The sequence below is a fragment of the Methylorubrum podarium genome, from assembly GCF_040270385.1.
GTDB lineage: Bacteria > Pseudomonadota > Alphaproteobacteria > Rhizobiales > Beijerinckiaceae > Methylobacterium > Methylobacterium podarium.
Genome location: NZ_JBELQE010000085.1, coordinates 226,880 through 251,559, shown reverse-complemented (window position 1 = coordinate 251,559; position 24,680 = coordinate 226,880). Strand labels below are relative to the sequence as shown.

General features: G+C 71.6%; 22 protein-coding genes. 6 read left to right on the top strand and 16 right to left on the bottom strand.

Annotated elements, in window-relative coordinates:
- Window positions 1-568, top strand: a 568-nt coding sequence (locus ABS772_RS17030) for a glycosyltransferase family 4 protein (protein WP_350395986.1), incomplete at its 5' end; no start/stop codon positions are given.
- 419 nt (window positions 569-987) lie between these two features.
- Entirely contained in the window at window positions 988-1,503 is a 516-nt protein-coding gene (locus tag ABS772_RS17025; protein ID WP_238258197.1) for a hypothetical protein, read from the top strand.
- Between the two features lie 35 nt (window positions 1,504-1,538).
- Here ABS772_RS17025 and ABS772_RS17020 read toward each other — a convergent pair whose 3' ends face one another.
- The 12 genes from ABS772_RS17020 to ABS772_RS16965 form a co-directional block, all read right to left on the bottom strand.
- A complete protein-coding gene (locus ABS772_RS17020; protein ID WP_350395985.1) occupies window positions 1,539-3,569 on the bottom strand; it encodes a right-handed parallel beta-helix repeat-containing protein in 2,031 nt (676 codons plus the stop codon).
- A complete protein-coding gene (locus ABS772_RS17015) occupies window positions 3,566-5,671 on the bottom strand; it encodes a GumC family protein (RefSeq protein WP_350395984.1) in 2,106 nt (701 codons plus the stop codon). Before ABS772_RS17015 ends, ABS772_RS17020 begins: the two co-directional genes overlap by 4 nt.
- Before the next feature lie 172 nt (window positions 5,672-5,843).
- Window positions 5,844-7,226: an O-antigen ligase family protein gene (locus ABS772_RS17010; RefSeq protein ID WP_238257400.1), complete on the bottom strand. Its 1,383-nt coding sequence runs from the start codon at window positions 7,224-7,226 to the stop codon at window positions 5,844-5,846.
- 234 nt (window positions 7,227-7,460) lie between these two features.
- Window positions 7,461-8,405 (bottom strand): hypothetical protein, encoded by a 945-nt coding sequence (locus tag ABS772_RS17005; protein ID WP_350395983.1) that lies wholly within the window; start codon window positions 8,403-8,405, stop codon window positions 7,461-7,463.
- Window positions 8,406-8,710: 305 nt separating this feature from the next.
- A complete protein-coding gene (locus tag ABS772_RS17000) occupies window positions 8,711-9,457 on the bottom strand; it encodes an SDR family NAD(P)-dependent oxidoreductase (protein WP_350395982.1) in 747 nt (248 codons plus the stop codon).
- On the bottom strand, window positions 9,454-10,818 hold the full coding sequence (locus ABS772_RS16995; RefSeq protein ID WP_350395981.1) for a class I adenylate-forming enzyme family protein: 1,365 nt from the start codon (window positions 10,816-10,818) through the stop codon (window positions 9,454-9,456). The genes ABS772_RS17000 and ABS772_RS16995 overlap by 4 nt, the downstream gene beginning before the upstream one ends.
- A gap of 5 nt (window positions 10,819-10,823) precedes the next feature.
- On the bottom strand, window positions 10,824-11,081 hold the full coding sequence (locus ABS772_RS16990) for an acyl carrier protein (protein WP_350395980.1): 258 nt from the start codon (window positions 11,079-11,081) through the stop codon (window positions 10,824-10,826).
- Complete coding sequence (locus ABS772_RS16985) at window positions 11,068-12,024, bottom strand: alpha/beta hydrolase (protein WP_350395979.1); 957 nt, start codon at window positions 12,022-12,024, stop codon at window positions 11,068-11,070. The genes ABS772_RS16990 and ABS772_RS16985 overlap by 14 nt, the downstream gene beginning before the upstream one ends.
- Before the next feature lie 23 nt (window positions 12,025-12,047).
- Window positions 12,048-12,980, bottom strand: coding sequence for an amino acid--[acyl-carrier-protein] ligase (locus ABS772_RS16980; protein ID WP_350395978.1), 933 nt, complete (start codon window positions 12,978-12,980; stop codon window positions 12,048-12,050).
- A gap of 47 nt (window positions 12,981-13,027) precedes the next feature.
- Window positions 13,028-14,230: an acyl-CoA dehydrogenase family protein gene (locus ABS772_RS16975; RefSeq protein WP_350395977.1), complete on the bottom strand. Its 1,203-nt coding sequence runs from the start codon at window positions 14,228-14,230 to the stop codon at window positions 13,028-13,030.
- A gap of 93 nt (window positions 14,231-14,323) precedes the next feature.
- Complete coding sequence (locus ABS772_RS16970; protein WP_238255744.1) at window positions 14,324-14,593, bottom strand: phosphopantetheine-binding protein; 270 nt, start codon at window positions 14,591-14,593, stop codon at window positions 14,324-14,326.
- Between the two features lie 183 nt (window positions 14,594-14,776).
- Window positions 14,777-15,298 (bottom strand): flavin reductase family protein, encoded by a 522-nt coding sequence (locus tag ABS772_RS16965; protein ID WP_238255745.1) that lies wholly within the window; start codon window positions 15,296-15,298, stop codon window positions 14,777-14,779.
- A gap of 327 nt (window positions 15,299-15,625) precedes the next feature.
- On the opposite strand from ABS772_RS16965, the gene ABS772_RS16960 reads away from it, so the two are divergent.
- Window positions 15,626-17,329: a thiamine pyrophosphate-binding protein gene (locus ABS772_RS16960; protein WP_350395976.1), complete on the top strand. Its 1,704-nt coding sequence runs from the start codon at window positions 15,626-15,628 to the stop codon at window positions 17,327-17,329.
- 464 nt (window positions 17,330-17,793) lie between these two features.
- On the opposite strand, the gene ABS772_RS16955 is transcribed toward ABS772_RS16960, so the two are convergent.
- Together ABS772_RS16955 and ABS772_RS16950 are read right to left on the bottom strand one after the other, a co-directional pair.
- On the bottom strand, window positions 17,794-18,573 hold the full coding sequence (locus ABS772_RS16955; protein WP_350395975.1) for an alpha/beta fold hydrolase: 780 nt from the start codon (window positions 18,571-18,573) through the stop codon (window positions 17,794-17,796).
- 325 nt (window positions 18,574-18,898) lie between these two features.
- A complete protein-coding gene (locus ABS772_RS16950; RefSeq protein ID WP_350395974.1) occupies window positions 18,899-19,477 on the bottom strand; it encodes a DUF308 domain-containing protein in 579 nt (192 codons plus the stop codon).
- A 162-nt stretch (window positions 19,478-19,639) separates the two neighbouring features.
- On the opposite strand from ABS772_RS16950, the gene ABS772_RS16945 reads away from it, so the two are divergent.
- The gene (locus tag ABS772_RS16945; protein WP_350395973.1) at window positions 19,640-20,545 is read left to right on the top strand and encodes an AraC family transcriptional regulator; all 906 of its coding nucleotides are present in this window, start codon (window positions 19,640-19,642) and stop codon (window positions 20,543-20,545) included.
- 42 nt (window positions 20,546-20,587) lie between these two features.
- Here ABS772_RS16945 and ABS772_RS16940 read toward each other — a convergent pair whose 3' ends face one another.
- On the bottom strand, window positions 20,588-21,454 hold the full coding sequence (locus ABS772_RS16940; RefSeq protein WP_350395972.1) for a branched-chain amino acid aminotransferase: 867 nt from the start codon (window positions 21,452-21,454) through the stop codon (window positions 20,588-20,590).
- A gap of 29 nt (window positions 21,455-21,483) precedes the next feature.
- Window positions 21,484-21,918, bottom strand: a complete 435-nt coding sequence (locus tag ABS772_RS16935; protein WP_350395971.1) for a cupin domain-containing protein — start codon at window positions 21,916-21,918, stop codon at window positions 21,484-21,486.
- 437 nt (window positions 21,919-22,355) lie between these two features.
- On the opposite strand from ABS772_RS16935, the gene ABS772_RS16930 reads away from it, so the two are divergent.
- Together ABS772_RS16930 and metA are read left to right on the top strand one after the other, a co-directional pair.
- Window positions 22,356-23,648 (top strand): O-acetylhomoserine aminocarboxypropyltransferase/cysteine synthase family protein, encoded by a 1,293-nt coding sequence (locus tag ABS772_RS16930; protein WP_350395970.1) that lies wholly within the window; start codon window positions 22,356-22,358, stop codon window positions 23,646-23,648.
- Between the two features lie 33 nt (window positions 23,649-23,681).
- Complete coding sequence (metA, locus tag ABS772_RS16925) at window positions 23,682-24,674, top strand: homoserine O-succinyltransferase MetA (RefSeq protein ID WP_350395969.1); 993 nt, start codon at window positions 23,682-23,684, stop codon at window positions 24,672-24,674.
- Window positions 24,675-24,680 lie beyond the last annotated feature (6 nt).

Sequence of the window (24,680 nt, the reverse complement as noted above, 5' to 3'; positions counted from 1 at the left end):
GCCCCCGCCCGACGCCGCCCGTCCCTACGACCTCCTGTTCTGCGGCATGCTGAACGAGGAGGTGAAGGGCGCCCGCTTCTTCACCGACGTCGTGCTCGCCTGCCGCGACCGCGGCCGGCGCCTGTCGGTCCGGGTCGCGGGCGACGGACCGCTGCGGGCGGAGATGGAGGCGCGTTTCGCGCAGGCCGGAATCGTCGCCCGCTTCGACGGCTTCCTCGCCCAGGAGGCGCTGCCCGACGTCTACGCCTCGGCGCGGCTCTTCCTGTTCCCGAGCCGCGGCGACGTCTGGGGGATCGTGGTGCAGGAGGCGCTCCAGAGCGGGACGCCGGTGCTGGCCTCGCCCCATTCCGGCGCGGCCCGCGGCCTGCTCGAAGCCTATGGCTGCGGCGAGGTGCGGCCGATGATCGTGGCGGAGTGGGCCGCGGCGTCCCTGCATCTCCTCGACGACGAGAGCCGCCGGCAGGACTTGCGGCGCGCGGCGGCGCGCGCTCTTCCGCACTTCACCGTGGAGGCGGCCGTCGCGGGCTACCTCGACGCCCTCGAACCGCTTCTGGCAGACCGCGCCTGACCGCGATGCCGGTTCGGCGGCGGTGTGCGGAACGCGGGCCTCGCCTCGCCCAAGGCCGCCGAAGACACGAGAAACCGATCTGCCGGTCTCGCAAACAGTCGAGAGACCCGACTTCAGCGAAGTCAATCGTTGATGCGACGGGTCGCGCCAGAATTGCGATGCAGTCGATCGCCTCTGGTTGCCGCACCACGACATCCGAGCGGCCAAGACGAAGAAATCGACAGGGCTTATGTATGAAAGTATGCATAAACCATGTTGTGATATTTTTACAACATCGATCCGGAAGGCAAACTTGGCAATTTCATTGTTAAAAATTTGTCTTGCTTCAGACGATTGTTTTGAATGATCGTGTTTTTGCGGATCATACCTCGCCCGCATGTATCCGCCGTGCCTCCATGTCTCGCTGGAAGCTTTTCAAGATGGACATTGTCAAGAAGATGCGCTGGGAGCGTCCGCTTGATTTTGATCTCTCCGAGTCTCAAAATATGCCTGTCGTATCTCAAGACGCTCCGAAGCCGACCGATAGCCTGACCAGTATCCTGCGCCTCGTTCAAACGGATGCCGATGCGAGCGTGTCCGTGATGGCGCCGCCCTCATCTTCGCAGGATTGGGCGAACCTGATCGAGCGCGTGCGCGCCGCCGCTCACCGGACCCGCGAGGTCGAAGCGCAGGCCCAGGAGCAGGAGCAGCGGGTGCACGAGCTCCTGGAGCGCGTCCGCGACGACATCAAGCTGGCGAGCGAGCGGGTCCGGGCGGCCGAGACCAGGGCGGCCAACGTGCAGGCTCAGGCCGAGCAGCGGATCCGCGCGGCGGAAGAGCGGGCGGAGGCGGCCGAGGAGCGGGCACGCATCGCCGAGGACTGGCTGAAGCAGGTGCACGAGGCCATCGTCAGCGAGTTTTCGGTCCTCACCGAGATGCCGTCCAAGGTTGCGTGAGGAAGGGCGCCTGAGGCGTCCTAGCGGGAGGCGCGTCAGCGGCGCGCATCCGTGAACGGCGAGGCCGGCAACCCGTCCCGCCGCAGGGTCGGCGGATCGAGCCCGAGCGTGACGCCGCGCGAGGCGGCGAAGCGGGCGAGCGCGGCGAGGTCGCCGGATGGCGGGGGCGGCCCGTCGAGGCGGGTGTTGTACAAAATGATCTGCCGACCCGCCTCGGCCTTCTCGGTGAAGGCGAAGAGGTCGCCGCCGCCGATCACCACGTTGTCGATGATCTGGTTGTTGCGTGCCCGGCCCGGATCGTCGGACAGCGCCTCGGCGAGCTTCGGGTAGCGCATCCGCCAGGGCGGTGAATCGAGCGGCATCGCGGCGAAGGCGGCGCGGAGCTCCGAATCCGCCTCGTTGAGCGACGGCTTCATCCAGGTCAGCCCCCGCGCGTCGAGGGCGACCATCGGGCTCGAGGCGACGAGGACGTTGCGGGTGACGATGTTGTCGCTGCCGCCGCCGATGAAGACCGGCTGCTGGACATCGACGAACAGGTTGCGCCGGATGGTGAAGCCGCTCGCCATGTCGTCGAGGTAGACGCCCTTCACCTCTCTCCCCGGATCGGTGCGGATGTCGTGGACGTAGTTGTCCTCGATGATCGAGCCGCGGGCGGTGACGTCGCGGCCGGCATAGATCGCGCCGGTGTCGCTCAGGCCGTGGATGAGGCGGGCGACCTCGTTGCGGCGGAACAGGTGATCGTTGCCGCGCAGGTAGACCGCGTAGCCGACCGCGTCGGTGATGAGGTTCCCGCTCGCCTCCGCGCCGACGCCGTCGAGTTCGATCGCCGAACTCTGCGTGCGGCTCAGCCGCGAGAAGCGGGTGAAGCGGGAATCGCGCACGAACAGGCCGCCGGGCCGGAGGGTGGCGCGGTCGCCGCCGACGAGGCGGACCGCGCTCGCGCCGATATCGTGGATCGCGCTGCCGGAGACGCCGCCGCCGGTCACGCCCTCGAACACCGCCGCGCGGCCCGCCGCCCAGCCCAGGTCGCTCGCCCGGATCTCGATATCCTCGCCGCCGCGCACGGTCACGAGGTCGCCGCGCGCGCGCTCCAGCCGAAGCCGCTCGAGGCGCAGGTGCCGCGCGCCGTCCACCTGGATCAGCGTCTCGGCGAGGCTCGCTTCCAGCTCGGCCGCGCCGGGGGACGGCCAGGCCAGCAGAAGGCCGCTCTGGCGGTCGCTCCACCACTCGCCGGCCTCGTCGAGGGCGGCGAGCGCGTGGACGACCCGCATCCGCGCGCCCTCGCGGATGCCCTCGTAGGGCGGGGCATCCAGTTCGAGCCGGCGGCGGCGCGGATCGACCTGCGCAACGGGGAGCGTTTCCAGGAGCCAGTCCCAGCGCCAGAAGCCCTCGACCCACAGGTCGCGCTCCTGCGACAGGTCGGGCAGGCCCGGCGCGTCCTTCAGGGTGAAGTCCAGGCCGCCGGCCTCGACGCCGGCGACCGTCGCCCACCCAGGGTTCGGCCATTGCGCCGGGCGCAGGGCGCCGCCGGCATCGAAGATCTCGGTGACGCGCGGGTGGGTCTCGCGCAGCCGCCGCGGCGCGCGGAAGGCCGCTTCCCGGCGCAGCGCCTCGGGCAGGCGATAGGCCCGCACCGCCCCGCGCGCCGCCGCGGGCAGGCGATCGCGCAGGCGCGGCGGCAGCGACGCGGGCGCCAGGGGCACGCTGCCGACGAGCCGGCTCGACCCGTCGGCCGCGCCGCGCAGGATCAGGGGCGCCCCGGCCCTGCCGGACTGTTCGGGGCCGATCCGCACGGGCGCGGCGATCCGGTGCGTGCCGGGCTCCAGCTCCACGACGATCGCGCGGCCCTCTCCCTGGCGGCGCAGGGCCGCGACGCGGGCGAGAGCCAGGGGCAGGTCGGCGAAGCGGTCTTTCTGGCCGGCGCCGGTCGCCCCGGTGGGAGCGACCCGCAGCACCAGCGGCGCCCGCGCATCGCCGCCCTGGACCGGACCGGCCAGGGCGAAGGCGAGCAGGCCCGCGACGACGGCGAGGCGCGCGGCGCCGGGCCGGCGCGGCCCGAGGCTCACGCCTCGGCGTCCGCGTCGGTCATGACGAGATGCACCCGCGGATCACGGCCCAGGGCATCGAGGGACCGGCGCAGCCGGGCGACGCCGCTGCGGGTGGCGCTCGCCGTCAGCAGGAGGGTGGGAAAGCGCTGATCCTGCGCGAGGCGCTCGGCGGCGATGTCGGTGCCGATCAGCCCGATATCGATGAAGACCGTGTCGAAGGATGCCGCCGCGGTCAGGATCGCGCCGGTATAGGCCCCGGTGCCGAGGCTCAGGGCCGCGTCGTCGAAGGGCAGGATCTTGACCCCGGTCGGCCCGTCGACCAGCGCGTCGCCGAGCCCCGAACGCGCCCGCAGCGCCTCGGCGACGCCGCGCTTCGGCGCCGTCCGCAGGTCGCGGGAGATCATCGCTTCGGGATCGGCATCGACGAGGAGCACCCGCTGGCCGTCGAGGGCCGCCGAGGCGGCGAGGCTGCGCGCCAGCTCCGACTTGCCGGTGCGGTCGTCCGCCGAGGTGATGAGGACGAGCGTCGGCCGCGTGGTCGAGACGTCGCGCTGGAGTCGGCCGCCGAGCCGCGCCACGGCCACGTCGTAGGCGGTGTCGGCGCGAAGGGCCTCGCCGCCGGCCTTGCCCCGCGTCCGGGTCCGCGCCTTGGCCGGCAGCACCGCGACGACCGGAAGCCCCGCGATCTGCTGCAGCCGGTGGCGCGAGCCGATCCGCCCCGCGACCGGAACGGCGAGGAGGGCGAGCCCGACGCCGAGGCCGAGGCCGGCCGCCGCCGCCACCGCGAGGATCGCCGGGATCGGCGGACCGAGACGGCGCGCCGGCAGCGAGGCGGGCGAGATGATGCGCGAGGCCGAGGTGTCGAGGCGCTGCTGCTCCTGAAGCTCGCGGGCGCGGACGAGGAAGGCCTCGTAGACCGCCCGGCTCGCCTCGACCTGCCGCTCCAGCTCGCGCAGGCGCACGAAGCTCTTGTCGACGGCCAGAGCCTCCTTCTTGCGGCTCTCCAGGGTCGCGGCGAGGGACGCCTCGTTGGCGACCGCCGAGCGGTAGTCGTTGCGGGTGGCCGCGGCGATGCGTCGGATCTCCGCGTTGATGTCGTTGCGCAGGGTCTGCACCTGCAGCTCGCTGGTGCGCAGGGTGGGGTGGCGCGGCCCGAGATTGGACACCGTGTCGGCCCGGGCCGCCTCGATCTGGGCGAGCTGGCTGCGCAGCTGCGCGATGGTCGTGGACTGGACGATCTCGGTCACCGAGTTGAGGTCGGCCCGCCCGTTGGCCACCGCCTCGATCTGGGCGAGGCGCCCGCGCAGCTCGCCGGCCCGCGCGCGGGCGGCGCCGAGCTGCTGGTTGAGCTGGGTCAGGGCCTGCTCGCTGACGAGCTGGCCGCGGGTGCCGACGAGATTGTTGGCGGCGCGGAACTTCTGCGCCTTGTCCTCGGCCTCGCGGAGGTCGTCCTGCAACTCGCCGAGCCGGCTCGCCACCGCCTCGCCGGCCTTGCGGGTCACCTGCGCCTGCGCCTGCGAGACGGTAGAGAGGTAGGTCTCGGCGATCGCCTGGGCGAGGTCGGCCGATTTCCGGCGGTCGTCGGTGGTGACGGCGAGTTCGACGACGAAGCTGCGCTCCAGGCGGCGCGCGGCGGTGCGGTCGCGCAGGGTGCGCAGGGCGGTGAGCGCGTCGTCGGCGGGCGCGCCCGAGGCGCCGAGCAGGGAGGAGAGGCTGCCCTTGACCGTTTCCAGCAGCGACGCGGAGCGGACGAATTCCGGGTCCTGATCGAGCTTGTACCGCTGCACGACCTGCCGCAGCACGTCGTCGGAGATCAGGACGCGGATCTGGCTGTCCACGAGGAGCAGGCTGGCATCGCTCGCCTGATCCGCGGGCGTCACGCCGTCCTTGACCACCTGGATGCCGCGCGGGTCGATCAGGATCTGCGTCACGGCGGCGTAGAGCGGCGGCACCAGGGCGAGCCACGCCACCGCGGCCACCAGCAGCAGGACCATCGGAGCCAGCACGAGCGCCCAGCGCGCGCGCAGCGCCCGCCCGATCTCCCGCGGGTCGAGGAACCACGGTTCCGGCGTCACGTCGGGCTTGCCCGGCTCGGCGCCGACGAAGAATCGCGAAGGCATCCGCTCGATCATCGTCATCGAAAGACTTTCGAACAAAGGTCGTGTGCGGGTTCGACCGACCCGCTGCAACCGATCCGGTGCGTCGCGTCCGTCCCGGAGCGGATCATGCGGGGATGATCCGTCCCGTCTCGGGACATCGGCCGCGGGCCGGGTGTCGGTTCGGGCTCATGCTTCAAGATGCGCGCCATGCGGGCGCCGCCCGGCGCAGGTCGAAGGGCGCAACCTCCGGCGCCGGCGCGACCGCCTCCACCGGTTCACGGCGCAGGGCGCCGACGCGGGCATAGGCCAGCACGGCCACGAAGGTCAGGACGTGGATGTTCCAGTCCTGGAAGATGCCCGGCGTGGTCATGCCGTTGAGGATCAGGAAGAACACGCTCGTGGCGACGAGGCGCCGCCCGGTGCGGTCGAGCTTCATCCCCCAGCGCATCGCGGCCCCCAGCACCATCGCGCAGAAGCCGATCCCGATCAGGCCGGTGCCGGCCCAGGCGCTCAGCAGCATGTTGTGCGAGCTGGAGATGAACACCGCGTCGCGGGCCAGCGTCTCCGCCAGCGCCGTGGTCGGGATGAGGAGCTGGATGAAGCGGTCGCCGGCCGCGTAGCCGGCGCCGACGAAGCGGTCCTTGGTCGCCTCGATGAAGACCGGCCAGAAGGTGCCGCGCCCCGTGGCGTCGGCGAGCTCCTCCGGCGGCTTCTGCAGCACCACCGATAGGGCGTCGAGCAGGGCCGGGAAGGCCGACAGGGCGCCCATCAGCAGGACGAACAGGGCGAGGTAGACGGTGAAGGACGCGTAGCCGAGCAGGCGCAGCCGGCGGTGCCGCGACGCCACCATCATGCCGGGTGCCGCCGCGACGAGCGCGGCGGTGCTCGCGGCCGAGCCGGCGATGACGAAGCCGGCGAAGGCGAGCAAGAGGTGGGCGCCCCGGTGCGGGATGCGGTCGTCGAAGAGGACGACGAAGGCGTAGGTGGCGCAGAGATAGGGGACCAGGTTGTGCTTCGCCGAGGAGAAGACGATCCCGTGCGCGAGGCTGTCGAGGATGATCGGCGTCGTGGCGACCAGCCAGACGACGACGAACAGCGCGAAGAGGTTGGGCAGCCGCCGCTCGATGTCGCTGCGGTCGAAGATCAGGATCGAGGCCAGCGTGAAGATCGCGAGCTCGACCGTCCGGTAGGCCGTGTAGGTCGGCACGACCGACCACGCGGTGCTGACGCCGTTCACGAGGATCATCAGCGTGAACGGCAGGTAGGGCATCGCGAAGGCCACCAGCAGAACGCGCCGGTCGACCGCGATGCGGACGGCGAGGTAGAGCCCGGTCAGGCCGGTCATGACGACGAGGGCGATGTTGGAGGCCGTGAGCCCCTGATCCAGCACGGCGTTGCCGTCGTCCCGCGGGACGTTGAAGACGAGCGGCAGCAGCGCGAAGATCGACATCAGGGCGAACGGAACCGCCACGGGACCGTTCAGCGGTCCCATCCGGGTCTCGAGGCGGTGGCGCGCCAGCGGGTAGAGCAGCGCGAACCAGACCGCGACGGCGACGACCAAGAGCAGGTTCAGCATTCCGGCGGTTCCATAGGGCGTGTCCTTGGGTCGTTTCCTCCGGACGTCTCCTGAGCTTGGCCGGATGGGAAGGAAGCCGATCTCGTGCCGCGCCGATCCCGTGCCCGCCAAGACTCCGTGGAATCTTAGTTTATGGCGTCTTTCGGGCCGTGAGGACCGTGCGCGACCCTATGACTCTGCCGCTCCACGCCGATTTTTTCGGTAAAGCCGTCCGCCGAAGTGTCGGAATGCTTTCTAAGACCCGAACAGGACCACCTCGGTGTAGGTGAGATCGCCGGTGGCCGGCGGGTTGGGGCCGCGGGCGTATTTCGGGGCGCGGCCGTCGAAGAAATGTCCGGCCAGGCCCGGCAGCTTGCCCACCGCGTCGAGCACGAACCACGGCATGGCGTGGCGCAGGATGAGATGCCGGCCGATCGCGCCGAGGAAGGCGGGCAGGTCGAGGGCGGTCGAGCGGTAGACGAGCTGGAGGCAAGGCAGGCGCGGCCACCGGGTCTCCCCCGGCCGCAGCTTGATGGCGCGCCGCTGGAACAGGACGGCCCAGGCCTTGTCCCCCTCCGAGCAGACGAGGCCGATGCAGCCAAAGGCGATGTGGTCGGCGACGAGACGGGCCTCCGGCTCCGGCAGCAGGCGCAGGGATTCGGGCGTGGCCGCCCGGACGCGCCGGCCGCGGCCGAGGCCGGCGAGCAGCGGCATGACGAGCATCTGGCCCGAGCAGACCGGCTTGAAGCCGCGCGCCTCGTGCATCCGCCAGGTCTGCGGAGCGGGCGAGACGTTGGTGTAGGTGACGCGCCGGTCGCGCATGGCGAAGCCGTCGAGCAGGGTGCCCAGCGCGCGGAACTCCGGCAGCACGTACCAGCTCGACAGGTTGCAGCGCAGATGCGTGCCGGCCTCGTCCGTCACCGTGCGGTAGAGGGCGAGCAGGACGCCGACGATGGCGCCGTCCCGTTCCAGGACATAGCCGTAGCGCGGCACGTCGTCGGGCAGGGGCTGGCTGCGGTGCCGTTCGAGCCCGGTCCGCCAGTAGGCTTCCGACCGATCGGGAAAGCCGACCCGCAGCAGGCGCACCACGGCGTCGAGGTCGTCGTCCTCGATCGTCCGGCAGCGGACCTTGGCCCGCGCGGCCCGGCCCCCCTCCCCCGCGGACGGGAGATCTTCCACGGCGTCGTTCACCCCAACCATCGGTGGCCCCTCAAGCTCGTCGCGCTCCCCCGCACCCAAGTGCTCCACGGCTCCGCGCGATCGAACCATGGAGAACGGCGCATTCTCGTCCCGCACCGGGACGAGCTTACAATAAAGCGAAATTAATGCCGGCCGCTTCGTGCCGGACGGAGACTGCTCTTTCCGTCATGCGATCGGTGTAACGGATTCCTATACGGGGAAGAAGGTCGGGCTAATACTGATTGATCCGCCTCGGCCGCCACGTGGGACCGCGGCCAATGGGAATGGAACCGGGGCGGCACCGGCGGAATCGATTGAAAACGGAATCAGGCGGTGCTGCCGGCGTCGATGGTCAGCACCGTGCCGGTGACGTTCCGGGCCCGGTCCGACATCAGGTAGGCGACGGCGTCGGCCACGTCCTGCGGCTCGGCCAGCCGCTTGAGGGCGCTGCGGTTGGCCACCCGCCCGCGCTCGGCCTCGTCCATCTCGCCGGTCATCGCCGTCTCGATGAAGCCCGGCGCCACCGCGTTCACCGTGACCCCGAGCCGCCCGACCTCGCGGGCCAGCGACTTGGTGAAGCCGATCATCGAGGCCTTGGTGGCGGCGTAGACCGAGAGCGCGTTGTAGCCGGTGAACGCGATGATCGAGCTGACGTTGACGATCCGGCCCGCCCCCGCGCTCATCATCCCGCGGGCGAGGTACTTGGTCAGCACCATCGGCGCCAGTGTGTTGAGGTGGACGAGTTCGGCGATCTTCGCCGCTGGCATCGTCGTGAGCAGGCCCGGCGTGCCGAGCGCGGCGTTGTTGACGAGGCCGTAGACCGGCCCGTGCTCCGCCCGGATCTTCTGGGCGAGCGGCTGGAGCGCGTCGATCGCGCCGAGATCGGCGGCCATGAAGGCGATCCGGCCGGGGCCGGCGGTCTCCTGCGCCGCCTCCAGGGCCTCGCTCGGGCGTCGCGCCAGCGCCACCACGCGGAATCCGTCGGCGGCGAGCGTTTCGGCCATGGCGAGGCCGAGCCCACGGCTCGCCCCCGTGACGACGACGAGGCGCCCGGTCTTGAGATCGTCGTTCACGCGCCCCTCCGCACCAGCTTGCCGCCCGAGGTGATCGGCAGCGCGTCCACGAACGTCACGCTCGCCGGCACCTTGTGGCCGGCCAGCCGCGGGCGGCAATGGGCGATGATCGCCTTCTTGAGCGCGGGGCGGTCCGCGTCGGCATCGGCGCGCAGGACGACCTCCGCCTCGACCACCGCGCCGAGGATCGGGTTCGGGCGCGCCCGCACGCGGGACATCGACACGGCCGGAAACACGTTGATGACCGTCTCGACCTCTTCCGGCTGCACCTTGGCACCGCCGACATTGATCACGCCGCTGCGCCGGCCGAGGAAGTGGTAGCGCTCGCCGCGGCGCTCCACGAGGTCGCCGGTGTCGACGAAGCCGTCCTCGGCGATCAGCGCCTCGGGCGTGGCCCCCAGATAGCGTCGGCCGGTGCGGCGTGAGCGCACGAACAGGCTGTCCTCGCGCACGGCGATCTCGATCCCGGCGCGCGTCCCGATCAGGGAGGCGGGAAAGCCCTCCTGCCCGTCCTCGACGGTGAAGCCGACGCCGCCCTCGGTCGAGGCGTAGGCGTGGGCGATGCGCGCCTGCGGAAAGGCGGCGCGCAGGGCGTCGAGGATGGTCTGGTCGGCGATCTCGCCCGAGAGCCGCACGTAGCGGGGGCTCAGCCGGTCGAGCGCCGCGCTCATCAGGGCCAGGCGCCAGTGCGAGGGCGTGCCGAGGATGTGGGTGACGTTCTCGGCCCCGACGCGGACGAGATAGTCGCGCACCGGCTCGCCCGCGTCGGAGAGCACGAGCGAGGACGGTCCGAGCATCGCCCGCAGGAAGACCTGCAGGCCGCCGTAGCGGCGGATGTCGTAGAAGGTGCTCCACACCGTGCCGGGCTCCGGGGCCGCGGCGGTGTTGATGCCGCCGGCCAGCCCGTCGAGGGTGTGGGCGACGAGCTTCGGCGCGCCGGTGGTGCCGGAGGTGGCCAGCGCCCACTCGGTCTCCCGCTTCATCCCGGAGCCCGCGCGGAAAAAGACGTCGGCGGCGTCGATGCGGGGCAGGCCCGGCAGCGCCTCGGGCGCCAGCCCCTCGGCGTCGGCGACGCAGATCTCGGCCTCGGCATCCGTCGCGATCCGGGCGATGTGCTCCGGCGCGAGCTTCGGCGGGACGAGGGCGATCCGGGCGGCGAGGCCGTCCAGCGCGATCATGGCGCGCGCGGCCGCCATCTGCCCGCCGACGGCGAGCAGCACCCGGCGGCCGGCGAGCGCCGCCGTCGCGGCGGCGTCGCGCTCGCCGGAGACCATCCCGGCGAGATCGTGTCGGCTGCGGTGGTCGGACAGGAACAGGCCCTCGAGTCCGCCCGCCGCCAGAAGTCTCTCGCGCAGGACCATCGGGGTCAGGCCGCCTGCCGGGTCGCGGCGCGCTCGTAGAGGGCGACGAGGTCGCCCACCGTCACCGGCAGGTCGGAGGCGTCCATCTCGCCGAACGGGTCGGCGCCGGTGAGATCCTCCATCCGCGCCACCAGCAGGGCGAAGCAGAGCGAGTCGAACTCGGTGTCGAGCATCACGAGGTCGTCGGTGATCGGCGGCATCGCCTTCTCCTGCTCGGCGGCGATGGCGGCGATCTCGGCGAAGACGGTCTCACGCAGGGACATGGGGGCTCTCCTTCAGGACAGGTTGCTGGGGGTGCCCCGCGAGGCACTCGGCGAAGTCGCGGGCGATTGCCGACAGGATCGGCCGGCCGCGCGGCACCAGCCGCCCGAGGCCGTAGAAGAAGTGGATCATGCCGGCGTGGCACCTGTGCGCGGCCTCGATGCCGGCCCTCTCCAGCCGCTCGGCATAGGCCGCGCCCTCGTCGCGGACGGGGTCATACTCCGCGGTGTGGATGCGGGCCGGCGGCAGGCCGGCGAGCGCCGCCTCCCGCAGGGGCGAGAGACGGGGCGACGGCGCGGTCGCCGCGGGGCCGCAGGCGGCGAGGTCGCGCCGGATCGTCGCCTCGTCGAGAAAGTAGCCGCGGGCGAAGTCGCGGCGCGAGGCCGACGCGCCGTGCCCGTCGAGCACCGGGCAGATCAGGAGCTGCGCCCGGATCGTTCCGTCGCGCCGCTCCTGGCAGACCCGCGCCGCGAGCCCCGCGCCGGCGGAATCGCCGCCGATCCCGAGCCGGGCCGGATCGATCCCGAGCTTTTTCGCATGCGCGGCGATCCACGCCGTTGCCGCGAGGGCATCCTCCAGAGCCGCCGGGAACGGGTGCTCGGGGGCGAGCCGGTAATCGACCGCGACGACCCGGAGGCCGCCGGCTTCGGCGAGCACCCGGCAGATCCCGTCATGGGTGTCGAGACCGCCGGTCACCAGCCCGCCGCCGTGCAGGTAGACCAGGCCGGGGCCGCCCTCGTTCTCCTCCGGCGCGTAGAGCCGCGCGGGGATCGGCCCGACCGGACCCGGCAGGACGAGATCGCGAGTCTCGACGCCCTCGGCGCTCAGCCCTGCGAGGCGCGCGAGCCCGCGCAATCCCTCCCGGCGGGCGTCGAGGGTGATGCCGTGCGAGCCCCCGAGCGCCATCATGTCGAGGAAGCGGCTGACATGCGGATCGAGGGGCATCGGCGGCTCCCGGCGCGATCGCGTCAGAGCTTCAGCGCCGCGCGGACCGCGTCCGGCCACGCGTCGATGCGCTCGCCGTGGGTGGCGAACAGCGCCACCGCGAGGCGGTCCATGCCGAAGGCGACGCAGCCGGTATGGGCGGGCTCGCCGTCTTCCAGGTTCAGGCCCCAGGTCGTGCCGAAATGCTCGCGATGGTAGTTGAAGCTCATGCAGGCGGTGCCGGCGGCCGCGCCCCGGAGCGGGATCAGCAGCTCGAACTTCAGCGCCTGTTCGAGCTGGCTGAAGGCCATGATCTGGCCGAGCCGGCCGAAGAACGGGTCGCTCGCGGTCTCGACCGTGTAGGGCAGGCCCAGTTCGTCGGCCATGGCGGTGGCGGTCTCGATCCAGCTCTCGCGGAAGGCGACGATCTGCTCCGGCGTGCCGATGCGGACGTATTCGCGCATCCGGAAGGATTGCAGCCGGTCGAGATGGCGCGAGGGCTCGCGGCGGAAGCAGTCGCAGGCGACGTCGAAGCGGTAGCCGGACGACGGCACCGCGCCGCGGGCGGCGGCGATCGGGTAGACCGGGTAGCAGGCGGCCGGCGTCAGAACGAGGTCGGCGGTCTGCAGGTCCTCGGTCCAGTCGCCGCCCGCGAGGTGCTTGTCGGCCGAGGCGCGGATCTCCGTCTCGTTCCCGTCGAGGCAGGAGACGCAGCCCAGGAGGTTCGGGAAGCTCTTGAGGTAGCCGTGCCGCTCCAGATGCGCCCGGCTCATCACCGGCGGGAAGCGGAACACCTCGGTGCCGGCCTCGCGCCGGGCCGAGATGAAGGCGGCCAGCGCCTCCACCACCGACTCGTAGGCGCCGGTGCGGGCGTAGACGCCTTGCGCGTTCATCGGCTTGAACATCGCGTCGAACAGGGCGTCGAGGGGGTCGGTCGCGGGCGGCGAGGCCGGCGCGTTCATCACGGGCATGTTCATGGCGGGCAAGTCCTTCGGCAGAGACGGGTGAGCGCGGCGCGCTCGGGTCAGGCGCTCAGCGAGGCGGCGACCGGCGACATCAGCGTCGCGGTGGCGAGGTTGGCCACGATCCGGTCGTTGTGGATCATGATCGGCGCCGAGAGGATGTCGCGCAGCGCCCGGCCGACGCTGAAGTCGCCGTCCTGGCGGTAGCCGGCGAGCCCGTTGGCCCGCAGCGCGCTCGACACGGTGGCGACGGCGAGCTCCGAGACCTCGACCTTGAGCATGGTGAGCGCCGTCTGCACGTCGAGGCCGGCGAGCGCGGCCGGATCGCCGTCGGCCCCCTCGAAGGTGTCGAGGGCTTGCGTGATGAGGGCGCGGGCCTGCTTCAGGCTGGAGACGGCGCGGGCGTAGTGCAGCGCGCCGGGCGGGGCGACCCCGCCGGCGCCGCGCATCGCCGTGCGGGTGAACGCCTGCGCCCGGTCGACGGCGGAGGCCGCGATGCCGGCCCAGGCGCTCGACCAGAGGAGGTGGGAGACCGGCGTCATGGTCTGGTTGTGGATGTCGCCGTAGCGGGCGGCGAGCACCTGCTGGGGAAGCCCGCGGGCCTTGAGGCGGAAACCGCTGCTGCAGGTGCCGCGCATGCCGAGGGTCTCCCAGCCGCTCAGGCGCTCCAGGCTGTAATCCTCACGCAGGAAGACGCAGAGCACCTGGTCGGAGGCCCCGGCCTCGGCCGAGCGGCGGGCGACGGTGACGACGCCGTCGGCCTGGGCGCCGTAGGAGATCACGGTGGCCGCCCGCTCCAGGGTGACCCCCTCGCCGTCGGACTCGATCGCCGCGGAGGAGGAGCGGACATTGCCGCCGCCCTGGCCCTCCGTGGTGGAGGAGGCCATCAGGAGCTGTTCGTCGGCGATGCGGCGCAGGAGGCCGTCCAGCCAGGGCTCGCCGCGTCCGTGCCGGATCAGGCAGGCGACCTTAGTCTGGTGCATGGCGAAGATCATCGCCGAGGAGGCGCAGGCGCGGCCCAGCACGTAGGCGACCTCGGCCAGCATCCGGACCGAGGCGCCCTCCCCGCCGAGCGCGATCGGCACCGCCGCGCCGAGCAGGCGCTGCGACCGGAACGCGGCGACGGCCTCCTCGGGGAAGCGCCCGTCGCGGTCCACCGCCTCGGCATGGGCGGCGGCGATCGAAGCGGCGGTGGCGGCGCGGGTCGGGAGGTCGGCGGCATCGCCGAGGCGACCGTCCGGCTGCGGCGTGGGCTGCATGGTCATGGCGGGGCTCCGCTGGACTGAAGCCGGCCGGGCCGGCGGCACGTTAGAGGTGTTCGTGGAGGGCTCGCGGCGGATTTGGGGGGCTCGGACCGGTCAGGCGCTCGGGCCGCGCACGCTCTCGACCATCCGCGCGATGGTCTCGATCGAGTAGAAGTTCTTCGGCGTGAGGCTCGCCGGCGGGATCATGATGTCGAACTCCGCCTCGACCGCGACCATCAGGTTGACGAGATCGAGCGAGGAGAGCCCGACATCGACGAGGGCATCCGCCCGGCCGAATTCCGGCTTGATCGCGTGGCGGGCGGCGATCGCGCAGGCGAGGCCCATGGTGCGATCCGCGACGCTGGCTGTGACCGCTTGTGACATGGTTTTCCGTTCCCCTCGGCTGTCGTCGACTGGATTGATCAGTGATCGTTGCGAATGAAATACAATTCTTGTTTTATCAATACTCTTATCGGGAATGCGGAAAAAGCGTTTCTTGGTGTTAAGTATGTCATTGGTTAATTGTATTCTTTCCGGACACTGTCGAAACGGCCGCCGGCCCGTCCCTCAGGCCGGTGCGAGCGCGATGAAGCGCCCTCCGCCATAGGTCAGGGCGGGCCGCTCGCTCTCGCTCAGCCGCACTTCGCGCACCGCGCCGAGGAGGATGGCGTGGCTGTGCCGCTCGATCACCTCGTCCAGCGTGCAATCGACGATGGCCTGCGCCTCGGTCAGGCCGGAGGCGCCCGATTCCATGATCGTCCAATCCGCGCCGAGGTAGCGGGCGGCGCCGCGCAGGCCGCCGATGCCGGCGAAGCGCTCGGCGATCGCCTGCTGCCCGGCGCCGAGGATGCTGACGCAGAAATGCCGCCGCCGGGCGATGACCGGCCAGGTCGAGGAGGCGCGGTTGACGCAGACCAGCATGGTCGGCGGATCGACGGAGAGGGAGACGGCCGAGGTCGCGGTGAGCCCGACCCGGTCCTCGCCGATCCCGGCGGTGACCACGACGACCCCGCCGACGAGGCGGCGCATCGCCTGCCTGAGCAGCGTGCCGTCGGCGGACGGCGCGGGGAGCAGGGCGGCGGCGGCCATCACGCGCTCCGTCCCGCGACGCGGGCGGACGCGACCCGTCGACCGGCGGGTGAGCGGGATGCCTGGGATCTCCGGTGCGCGATCATGGTTCGCAGTCCGTCCGACGGTCTCGAATGGGGCTTGGTGAAACCGGTCCGTTCCGGTCCGGTCGAAACCGGACGTTATCGGTTCATCGCTATGTCGTTGCCTGTCCTCGCGGCGTGTCTGTGCAAGTCCAGGGCCCGGTCGGACGGGCCGTAAACTGTTCAGTTCCGGTACGAACCGCAGGATGTGCCGAGGACCGGTCCCGAACCGGGACGCGTCCTGCCGTCAAGCGAGATCCGAGCGATGTCCCGAAGCGCCGAGCCCGCCCTCCCCGCCCGCCGCAGCGGGCGGAACGCCGCCCAGGCGCTGGTGGACCAGCTCGCGGCCAACGGCGTCACCCACGTCTTCGCGGTGCCCGGCGAGAGCTACCTGCCGGTGCTCGACGCGCTCTACGAATCGGGCATCGCGCTCACCGTCTGCCGCCAGGAGGGCGGCGCGGCGATGATGGCGGAGGCCCACGGCAAGGCGACGGGCCGGCCCGGCATCTGCTTCGTCACCCGCGGGCCCGGCGCCACCAACGCCTCCGCTGGCATCCACATCGCCCAGCAGGATTCGACGCCGATGATCCTGTTCGTCGGCCAGATCGAGCGGGGCTTGCGCGACCGCGAGGCGTGGCAGGAGGTCGATTACCGCGCCGCCTTCGGGCCGATCGCGAAATGGGCGACCGAGATCGAGACCGGCGCGCGGGTGCCGGAATACGTCTCGCGCGCCTTCCACACCGCCACCGGCGGCCGGCCGGGCCCAGTGGTGATGGCGCTGCCGAAGGACATGCTGAAGGACGCCTCCGAGGGCCCCCTCGCCCCGCCCTTCGCGCCCGTCGAGGCGGCGCCGGGCGCGGAGGATCTGGAGCGCCTCGCCGCCCTGCTGGCGGAGGCCGAAAATCCCTTCCTCCTGCTCGGCGGCAGCCGCTGGAGCGAGTCGGCCTACGACGACATCCGCCGCTTCGCGGAACGGTTCGACCTGCCGGTCGCGACCAGCTATCGCCGGCTGCCGCTGTTCGATCCGCTCCACCCGAACTACGCGGGCGATCTGGGGCTCGCCGCCAACCCGAAGCTGGTGGCGCGGGCCAAGGCCGTCGACCTGATGATCGTGCTCGGCGGCCGCCTCGGCGAGGTCGCGAGCCAGACCTACGCGCTCCTCGACATCCCCGCGCCCCGGACCCGGCTCGTGCACATCCACCCCGGCGCGGAGGAGATCGGCCGGGTCTACGCGCCGCATCTCGGCATCACCGCCGCGCCCTCCCGGATGGCGGCGGCGCTCGCCCGGCTCGACGCGCCGGCCTCCGTCCCCTGGGCGGAGGCGACGCGCGCGGCCCATGCCGCGTATCTGGAATGGTCCGAGACCCCGACGCCGCAGCCGGGCCCGGTCAATCTCGGGCAGGTGATGGTCCACCTGCGCGAGGCGCTGCCGGAGGACGCGATCCTGTGCAACGGCGCCGGCAACTACGCCGCCTGGATCCACCGCTTCTACCGCTTCCGCCGGCTCGCCACGCACATGGCGCCGACCTCGGGCTCGATGGGCTACGGCGTGCCGGCGGCGGTGGCGATGAAGCGGGTCTTTCCCGACCGCACGGTGATCTCGATCAACGGCGACGGCGACTTCCTGATGAACGGCCAGGAATTCGCGACCGCCGTGCAATACGGCCTGAACGTCGTCTGCATCGTCGCCGACAACGCGAGCTACGGCACGATCCGCATGCATCAGGAGCGCGACTTCCCCGGCCGCGTCTGCGCCACGGACCTCGTGAACCCGGACTTCGCCGCCTATGCCCGCGCCTTCGGCGGCGTCGGCTTCACCGTGGAGCGGACGGAGGATTTTCCGGCGGCTCTGGAGGAGGCCCTGGCGGCGCGGCGCCCGGCGATCATCCACGTGAAGATGTCGGTCGACGCGATCGCGCCGGGCACCAGCCTCACGGCGATCCGCGAGAAGGCGCTGGCGGGCGGGTGATACGGCGTCCGCTAGATGGCGTCGGTTTCTCCCCCGTCCTTGCGAGGCGAAGCCGTGGCAATCCAGTCCGCAACCTTTCCGGAGAGGTCGCGCCCTGGATCGCTTCGGCTCCGCCTCGCGATGACGGGAGTGGGCAGGGCCTGAGGCGATCAGCTAGGAACCGTATGATACCGTTTTCGTTTGACCGCTTCGGTGCCGCTTCCCGTCATCCCGGGGCCGCGCAGCGGAACCCGGGATCCACCTGTGATGCGCGGCTGGAACATGGCGTCCAGGCCCGTCGTGGATTGCACGCCTCCGGCGCGCCCCTTCGGGTCCGGGTTCGCTTGTCAGCGCCCCGGACTGACGGCGGTGGGGTCTGGACCGAACCAATCAGCCGAACGCCGTATGAGATAAGAGACCTTCCCCCTCCGCCGGGGCGCCTCGGGCGAACCCGCAGGCGTGTAATCGACCCGTGATGCGCGGCGTCACGGGCGGCGCTGCGGCTGTCCGGCCGCTTCGAGGATGAGGTCCGAGATCGCCTGCGGCTGCGAGATCAGCGCCAGGTGGCTCGCCGCCAGCTCGATCGTCCGCGCCTTCATCCGACTGGCCATGAAGCGCTGGAGGTCAGGGTTGATCGTCCGATCCTCCGCCGACACCGCGTAGAAACTCGGCTTCGAATGCCACGCCGCCTGCGTGGTCCGCGCGGTGAGCAGCGCCTTGCGAAACGGCTGCTGGACGGCAAACAGCACCTTCGCCCGTTCCGGCGGCAGGTCGCCCGCGAAGTCCCTCAGGAAGGCGGCCTCCGAGAGGCGTCCCTCGTCGCCGTCGAATACGATGCCGGCCGAGGCCGGCGGCGTCGGGTAGGACTTGGCCAGCGCCGCGTAATCCTCGCCGGCATCGGGCGCCCGCGCCGCGACGTAGACGAGGGCCGTGACCTTCGGATCGGCGCCGGCCTCGGTGACGATCATTCCGGAGAAGGAATGCCCGACGAGGACCGTCGGCCCCTCCTGTCGCGCCAGCACGCGCTGCGCGGAGGCCACCGCCTCGTCGAAGGTGGTCAGCGGGTTCTGCACCGAGGTGACGTTGAGGCCCGCCGCCTGAAGCCGGGGAATCACTTCCGTCCAGCACGACCCGTCGGCGAAGAGCCCGTGCACGAGCACGACGTTGCGGGCGCGGGGCACCTCCTGGGCTCTGGCCGAGCCGGGCAGCAGTGCCGCCGCTGTGGCGACCGCGAGGGAGCGGGTCAGGGTTCGCCGGTTCAACATGCCTGATGTCCTCATCACGGAATCGATAACGTCGCGCGCCTGCCTGACCGGATTTCGGCGTCGGAACGGGGCGCGGGGCGAACACGACCGACGGGCGCTCGCGGGTCTTGGCGCGCACCCGCCGACCAGCCTCCTCCCGCGCCGGCCGTTCCGGATCGGGTGCCGTACCTCGCCACGGAAGTCCCGGTCTGTCGAGCGGCCCGGGCCGGCGTCGCGTGCGTTCGAGCACGCCCCCTGGCCGGCCGGTACCGACCAAGCGTGGCGTCGGACGACAGGAAGGGCAGATTTCGACCGCCCCGGCCTCACGGGCGCGCGATCACGCGGGTCACGCGAGACGTTCGGCCGAGGTTTTGCGGAACAGCGCCACCCTCAGCCACACCGCCGAGATCAGGAAGTAGAAGGCGCCGAACGCGGCGTACGGCGCGACGTCGGCGATGCCGGGGATTGCGGCACCGGCGGCGAGCTTGACGAAGAAGCCGCCGGCCAGAGCCGACTGAGCCCCGCTCAGCACCATCGCCCACTGGGCGCCCGCGCTCCAGCGGCGGATGCCGGTGGCGAGCTGCAGCAGGCCCGAGAGCACCGCCCAGACGCCGAACACCGCCAGCACCGCGTTCAGGCTCCAGCCGAGCGCGAGGGCGACCGCGAGGGCGACGACGCTGCTCGCCGCCGCGTTGAGCGCCTGGGGGGGATTGGCTGTCAGGCCGCCGCTGCGCCGCGCGTCGAGGAGGTTGGCGACGGCGTCCCAGGCGGGATAGGCGACGAGGAGCACCGCCGCGGCCGGCGGCATCGTCTTTCCGACCGTCAGCGCGGCGGCGACCCAGCCGGCGGAGACGGCGGCGCGGAGGAAGTAGTAGGAACTCAGGCGGCGCGAAGCCGCGCGGTCAGGTTGCTGGACGCTCGTCATCGAGGTTCCCTTCATGGGTGGCGAGGGCGGAGGATCGGAAGAGCGGGCGGTCACGGGACAGCTCCGCCAGCCGGATGGACGGCTTGCGTGAAAGCCGCGTCTTCCCAGAGGGATAGGCGCCGCTCGATGAGGCCTGTGTACAGCCGGGAGCCGACGACGCCCATGACCGGATCGCTGGAAAACTTGACCGATCTTCCGGATGGCGGGCCGCGCGGCGGCGCCTCCGGCGATCTCCTGTCGCACGTGCTGGCGCAGATCCGGCTGACCGGGGACCATGTCCGCTCCTGGGACGTGGCGCGGTCGGAGAGCCTCGATCTGGAGGCCGGGGCGGCCCACGTGCTGGTGGTCGCCGAGGGCGCGCTTCAAGTCGAGGAGGCGAGCGCGGAGGCGGCCGTGATCGACACCGGCGACCTCGTGCTTCTGCCCCGCGGGCCGGGAGGGGCGCGGCTGGTCGCGTCGCAGGCGCCGGCCTCGGCGATCGTCTGCCGGTTCTGGTTCGATCCGCACAGCCTGCGCGGCATGATCGCGGCCCTGCCCGAGCGCATCCACATCCGGCGCGCGGAGGGAGCGGGATGGCTGGAGGGTATCGTGCCCTTCCTGATGGTCGAGGTGACCGACGACGAGCCCGGCGCCGCCCTGATGATCTCACGGATCATCGACGTGATCGTCATCCGTACCCTGCGGACCTGGGTGAAGCGCGGGCACACCACCGGATGGCTGGGCGCGCTGTCCGACCCGCGCATCGCCCGTGCGCTGAAGGTCGTGCACGAGCGGCCGCTGCAGCGCTGGAGCATCGATGCTCTGGCCGAGGCGGCCGGCATGTCGCGGTCGAGCTTCTGCGAACGCTTCGCCGCCCTCGTCGGCCGCTCGCCCCTGCGCTACCAGAACGAGTGGCGGCTCAACCTCGCCCGGGACATGCTCGCCGCCCGTGACGCCCGCGTCGGCGCGATCGCGCTGCGGGTCGGCTACGAGTCCGAGGCGGCCTTCAGCCGGGCCTACAAGGCCATGTTCGGGCACCCGCCGCGGGACGAGACGCCGTCGCCGGGCGAGGACAGGTCTCGCGGGTGAGGGGCTCGCCTGCCGGCGCGTTCCGGCGTCGGATCGGGAGCGCTAGGACAGCCGACCGTGCGCGAAATCCCAGTAGAGCTGGCGCGCGAGGCGAAACACCGGACCCGGCTCGAAGCGCACGTCGTCGAGCCCGGTGACCGGGGCGACCTTGGCGAAGTTGCCGGCGGTGAAGACCTCGTCGGCACCCAGGAAATCCTCGTAGCGCAGCGTCTTCTCGACCACGGTAAGCCCGGCCCCGCGCAGCAGCGCGAGGACGCGGGCGCGGGTGATGCCGGCCAGGAACGTGCCGTTCGGGACCGGGGTGTAGACCGCGCCGTCCTTCGCGAAGAAGGCGTTGGCGTTGGCGAATTCCGCGACGTTGCCGAGGCCGTCGAGCATCAGGCAGTTGCCGAAGCCGCGCGACAGCGCCTCGGTCAGCGCCCGCGCCCCGTTGGGGTAGAGGCAGCCCGCCTTGGCGTCGACCGGCGCCACCTCGATCGACGGGCGGCGGAAGGGCGAGAGCGTCGCCTTGATGCCCGTCGGCAGCGGCATCGGCGCCGTGTAGAGCGACAGGCACCAGTTGGTGGAGGCGGGATCGAAGCGCACGCCGCCGGCGAACCCGCTCTCGGCCCAGTACATCGGCCGGATGTAGAGTTCGGCGTCGGGCGCGAAACGCGTCAGCCCCTCGGCGACGAGGCGGGCCCATTCCGCGACCGCGACCTTCGGCGTGAGGCCCAGCGCGGTGGCCGAGCGGTTGACCCGGGCGAGGTGCAGGTCGAGGTCGGGGGTGACCCCCTCGAAGGCGCGGGCGCCGTCGAACACCGTCGAGCCGAGCCACGCGCCGTGGGTGCGCGGCCCCATGATCCGGACATTGCCGGGGTGCCACGCGTCCTCGAAGAAGGTCCAGGTGTCGTGGTCCGGCGTCGTCATCGCGTCCGATCCTCTGGAAGGAGCCTGCCTCAAGCGGCTTCGAGCTGGCCGCCCGAGGCGGCGCGGCGGTTCAGCATCCGCTTGGCCTTGCCGGCGGCGCGCAGGGCGAGCGCCACGACCTTCGGCTGCGTCTTGCGGCAGAAGGCGACCTTCCGCACGTAGCTCTCGACATGCCAGTGGCAGACCGCGCCGCGGGGGATGAACAGCACGTCGCCGGCCTTGAAGGTCTTCGGCGGCGAGACGCCGTCGCTGATCGTGGCCGAGCCCTCGATGAAATGGATCGTCTCGTCGATGTCGTAGTGCCACTCGAAGCGGCCGGCGGTGCAGTCCCAGACGAGGGTCCAGGCCATGCCGTCGTCGCTGCGCGAGAGCATGGTGTTGCGGGCCACCGGCCGACCCTCGTGGATCCAGCTCGGCTCGATCGGCGCGGAGCGCAGCGCGCCCGAAGTCACGGACGGAATCATCGCTGTGGTCGACACATCATCCTCGTTCGAAGGAGCAGGCCTCCAAGACCATTCCGGAAGCACCCGGCCTATCACAAGGCATGGCGGAGAACAGATCGCAAGTCGATCCTGCCGTTATGACTAACGCGGGGACGCGCGACGACTGTCGAAGTCGCCGTCACCTGGCATCGTATGAAGTCTAGGCTCGATTTGGCACGCTTGGTCCATTTCGAGACACGGCGCGGGCGGCGGCGATTCTGCCGGAACCATCCGGCCGCGGCGGCCCGACCTGTCCTCGAACCGCCAATCCCCTGACGTTCCGGGGCGTCAACCACGACGTGTCGGGGATCGGCGCGCACCCATCCTCGCATGCGGCCATCCCGTTCCGGCACGGGGAGGACTGGTCCCGGCCTTGCGCTCAAGGCGTCGACCCTACGGTTTCGGGACGGCTTCAAGACATGCGCAGCGAAACGATCGCCCTTCATGCCGGCTTCGAGCACGACCCGACGACGCACGCGGTCGCCGTGCCGATCTACCAGAGCGTGGCCTACGCCTTCGACAGCGCCGACCACGGCGCCGCCCTCTTCAACCTCGAGGAGGAAGGCTTCCGCTACAGCCGGATCGCCAACCCGACCGTCGCGGTGCTGGAGCGGCGCGTAGCGGAGCTGGAAGGCGGCCATTCGGCGCTCGCCGTCGCCTCGGGGCAGGCGGCCCTGCACTACGCCATCGCCACCCTCGCAGACCATGGCGGCAACATCGTCTCCGTGCCGCAACTCTACGGCACGACCCACACGCTGCTCGCCCACGTCCTGCCGCGCCAGGGCATCTCTTGCCGGTTTGCCGCGAGCGACCGGGCCGAGGACATCGCCGCGCTGATCGATGGCGATACGCGCGCCGTCTACTGCGAATCGATCGGCAATCCCGCCGGCAACATCTGCGATATCGAGGCGCTGGCGGCGGTGGCCCACGCCCACGGCGTGCCGCTGGTCGTCGACAACACCGTGCCGACCCCGATCCTGATGCGGCCGATCGATTACGGCGCCGACATCGTCATCGCCTCGCTCACCAAGTTCATGGGCGGCCACGGCACCACGCTCGGCGGCATCATCGTCGATTCCGGGCGCTTCGACTGGATGGCGCAGGCCGACCGCTTCCCGATGTTCACGCGGCCGGACGTCTCCTATCACGGCCTCGTCTACGCCGACCATTTCGGCCCCGGCGCCTTCGCCGCGCGGGCGCGCAGCGTCTACCAGCGCACCACCGGCGCGGTGCTGCCGGCGATGTCCGCCTTCCTGCTTCTCCAGGGCATCGAGACGGTGGCCCTGCGGGTCGAGCGCCATGTCGAGAACGCGCGCAAGGTCGCCGAGCACCTGCGGGCGCACCCGCAGATCGCCTGGGTGAACTATGCCGGCTTCCCCGACAGCCCGAACCATCCGATGGCCCGCAAGTATCTGCGCGGCGAGGGCTCCTCACTCCTGACCTTCGGCGTCGCAGGCGGGTTCGAGGGCGGCAAGGCGTTCTACGACGCGCTCAGGCTGGTGAAGCGCCTCGTCAACATCGGCGACGCCAAGTCGCTCGCCTGCCACCCGGCCTCGACCACGCACCGGCAGATGACCCGCGACGAGCAGCGGGTCGCGGGCGTGCTGCCGGAGACGATCCGGCTCAGCGTCGGCATCGAGCACATCGACGACATCCTCGAAGACCTCGACCAGGCGCTCGCGGCGGCCGCTCCCGCCGCGCTCGCGGCCTGACCCTTCCGCAACGATTCCCGGAGGAGACACGCCATGCTGGATTACGGCCCCTCGATCTCGCCCGCGGCGGACCTGGATCTCGGCCAGCACGGCGTTTCCTGGTCCGAGCCGGCCCGCCCCGCGCCCGGCCTGCGCATCGGCCTCCTCAACAACATGCCCGATTCGGCGCTGGTGCAGACGGAGCGGCAGTTCCGCCGGCTGATCGGCCCCGGCATCGACCTACAGCTCTTCAGCCTCGATACGGTGCGGCGCGGTCCGCTGGCCCGCGCCCATCTCGACCGCTTCTACGCGACGCAAGCGGCGCTGGCCGGGGCCGGGCTCGACGCCCTCGTCGTCACCGGCGCCGAGCCGAAGGCCAGGCACCTGTCCGACGAACCCTTCTTCCCGGCGCTCGCGGCGGTGGTGGATTGGGCGGACGCGGGCGGGGTCCCGACCCTGTTCTCGTGCCTGGCCGCCCACGCGGCCGTGCTGCACCTCGATCGGATCGAGCGCCGGCCGCTGCCGGCCAAGCGTTCCGGCGTCTATGTCTGCACGGTGGTCGCCGACCACCCGCTGCTGGCGGGTCTGCCGACGAGCGTGCCGGTGCCGCATTCGCGCTGGAACGACCTGCCCGAGGCGGCGCTGACGGCCCGCGGCTACCGGATCCTGCGCCGCTCGGACGCGGTCGGGGCCGACCTGTTCGTCCGCGACGGGCGCGGCGGCGCCCCGATGGTCTTCCTCCAGGGCCACCCGGAATATGACGGCGACACGCTGGCCCGCGAGTACCGCCGGGATATCGGCCGCTTCCTCGACGGCGAGCGCGACGCCTGCCCAGCGATGCCCGAGAACTACTACACCGACGAATCGGCCCGGCGGCTCGACGCCTTCGCCGCGGTGGCGCGCGCCTACCGCGTGCCCGCCCTGCACGCCGACTTCCCGACCATGGCCGAGACCCCGCCCCGGCCCGCCGGCTGGCAGGAGGGGGCCGCCGGGCTGTTCCGCAACTGGCTCGCTCTGGTCGCGGCCAGCGCCGCGCACGCCGCGTGAGGATGT

Excerpts from the sequence above, each read along its gene's own strand:
- ABS772_RS17005 (WP_350395983.1), bottom strand. The coding sequence starts at position 8,405 with ATGGTTGGGGTGAACGACGCCGTGGAAGATCTCCCGTCCGCGGGGGAG.
- ABS772_RS16935 (WP_350395971.1), bottom strand. The coding sequence starts at position 21,918 with ATGATTCCGTCCGTGACTTCGGGCGCGCTGCGCTCCGCGCCGATCGAG.
- ABS772_RS16955 (WP_350395975.1), bottom strand. The coding sequence starts at position 18,573 with ATGTTGAACCGGCGAACCCTGACCCGCTCCCTCGCGGTCGCCACAGCG.
- ABS772_RS16995 (WP_350395981.1), bottom strand. The coding sequence starts at position 10,818 with ATGGTCCTGCGCGAGAGACTTCTGGCGGCGGGCGGACTCGAGGGCCTG.
- ABS772_RS16980 (WP_350395978.1), bottom strand. The coding sequence starts at position 12,980 with ATGAACATGCCCGTGATGAACGCGCCGGCCTCGCCGCCCGCGACCGAC.
- ABS772_RS16970 (WP_238255744.1), bottom strand. The coding sequence starts at position 14,593 with ATGTCACAAGCGGTCACAGCCAGCGTCGCGGATCGCACCATGGGCCTC.
- ABS772_RS16930 (WP_350395970.1), top strand. The coding sequence starts at position 22,356 with ATGCGCAGCGAAACGATCGCCCTTCATGCCGGCTTCGAGCACGACCCG.
- ABS772_RS16940 (WP_350395972.1), bottom strand. The coding sequence starts at position 21,454 with ATGACGACGCCGGACCACGACACCTGGACCTTCTTCGAGGACGCGTGG.
- ABS772_RS16945 (WP_350395973.1), top strand. The coding sequence starts at position 19,640 with ATGACCGGATCGCTGGAAAACTTGACCGATCTTCCGGATGGCGGGCCG.
- ABS772_RS16990 (WP_350395980.1), bottom strand. The coding sequence starts at position 11,081 with ATGTCCCTGCGTGAGACCGTCTTCGCCGAGATCGCCGCCATCGCCGCC.
- ABS772_RS16985 (WP_350395979.1), bottom strand. The coding sequence starts at position 12,024 with ATGCCCCTCGATCCGCATGTCAGCCGCTTCCTCGACATGATGGCGCTC.
- metA (WP_350395969.1), top strand. The coding sequence starts at position 23,682 with ATGCTGGATTACGGCCCCTCGATCTCGCCCGCGGCGGACCTGGATCTC.
- ABS772_RS16960 (WP_350395976.1), top strand. The coding sequence starts at position 15,626 with ATGTCCCGAAGCGCCGAGCCCGCCCTCCCCGCCCGCCGCAGCGGGCGG.
- ABS772_RS16965 (WP_238255745.1), bottom strand. The coding sequence starts at position 15,298 with ATGGCCGCCGCCGCCCTGCTCCCCGCGCCGTCCGCCGACGGCACGCTG.
- ABS772_RS17010 (WP_238257400.1), bottom strand. The coding sequence starts at position 7,226 with ATGCTGAACCTGCTCTTGGTCGTCGCCGTCGCGGTCTGGTTCGCGCTG.
- ABS772_RS17015 (WP_350395984.1), bottom strand. The coding sequence starts at position 5,671 with ATGCCTTCGCGATTCTTCGTCGGCGCCGAGCCGGGCAAGCCCGACGTG.
- ABS772_RS16950 (WP_350395974.1), bottom strand. The coding sequence starts at position 19,477 with ATGACGAGCGTCCAGCAACCTGACCGCGCGGCTTCGCGCCGCCTGAGT.
- ABS772_RS16975 (WP_350395977.1), bottom strand. The coding sequence starts at position 14,230 with ATGACCATGCAGCCCACGCCGCAGCCGGACGGTCGCCTCGGCGATGCC.
- ABS772_RS17025 (WP_238258197.1), top strand. The coding sequence starts at position 988 with ATGGACATTGTCAAGAAGATGCGCTGGGAGCGTCCGCTTGATTTTGAT.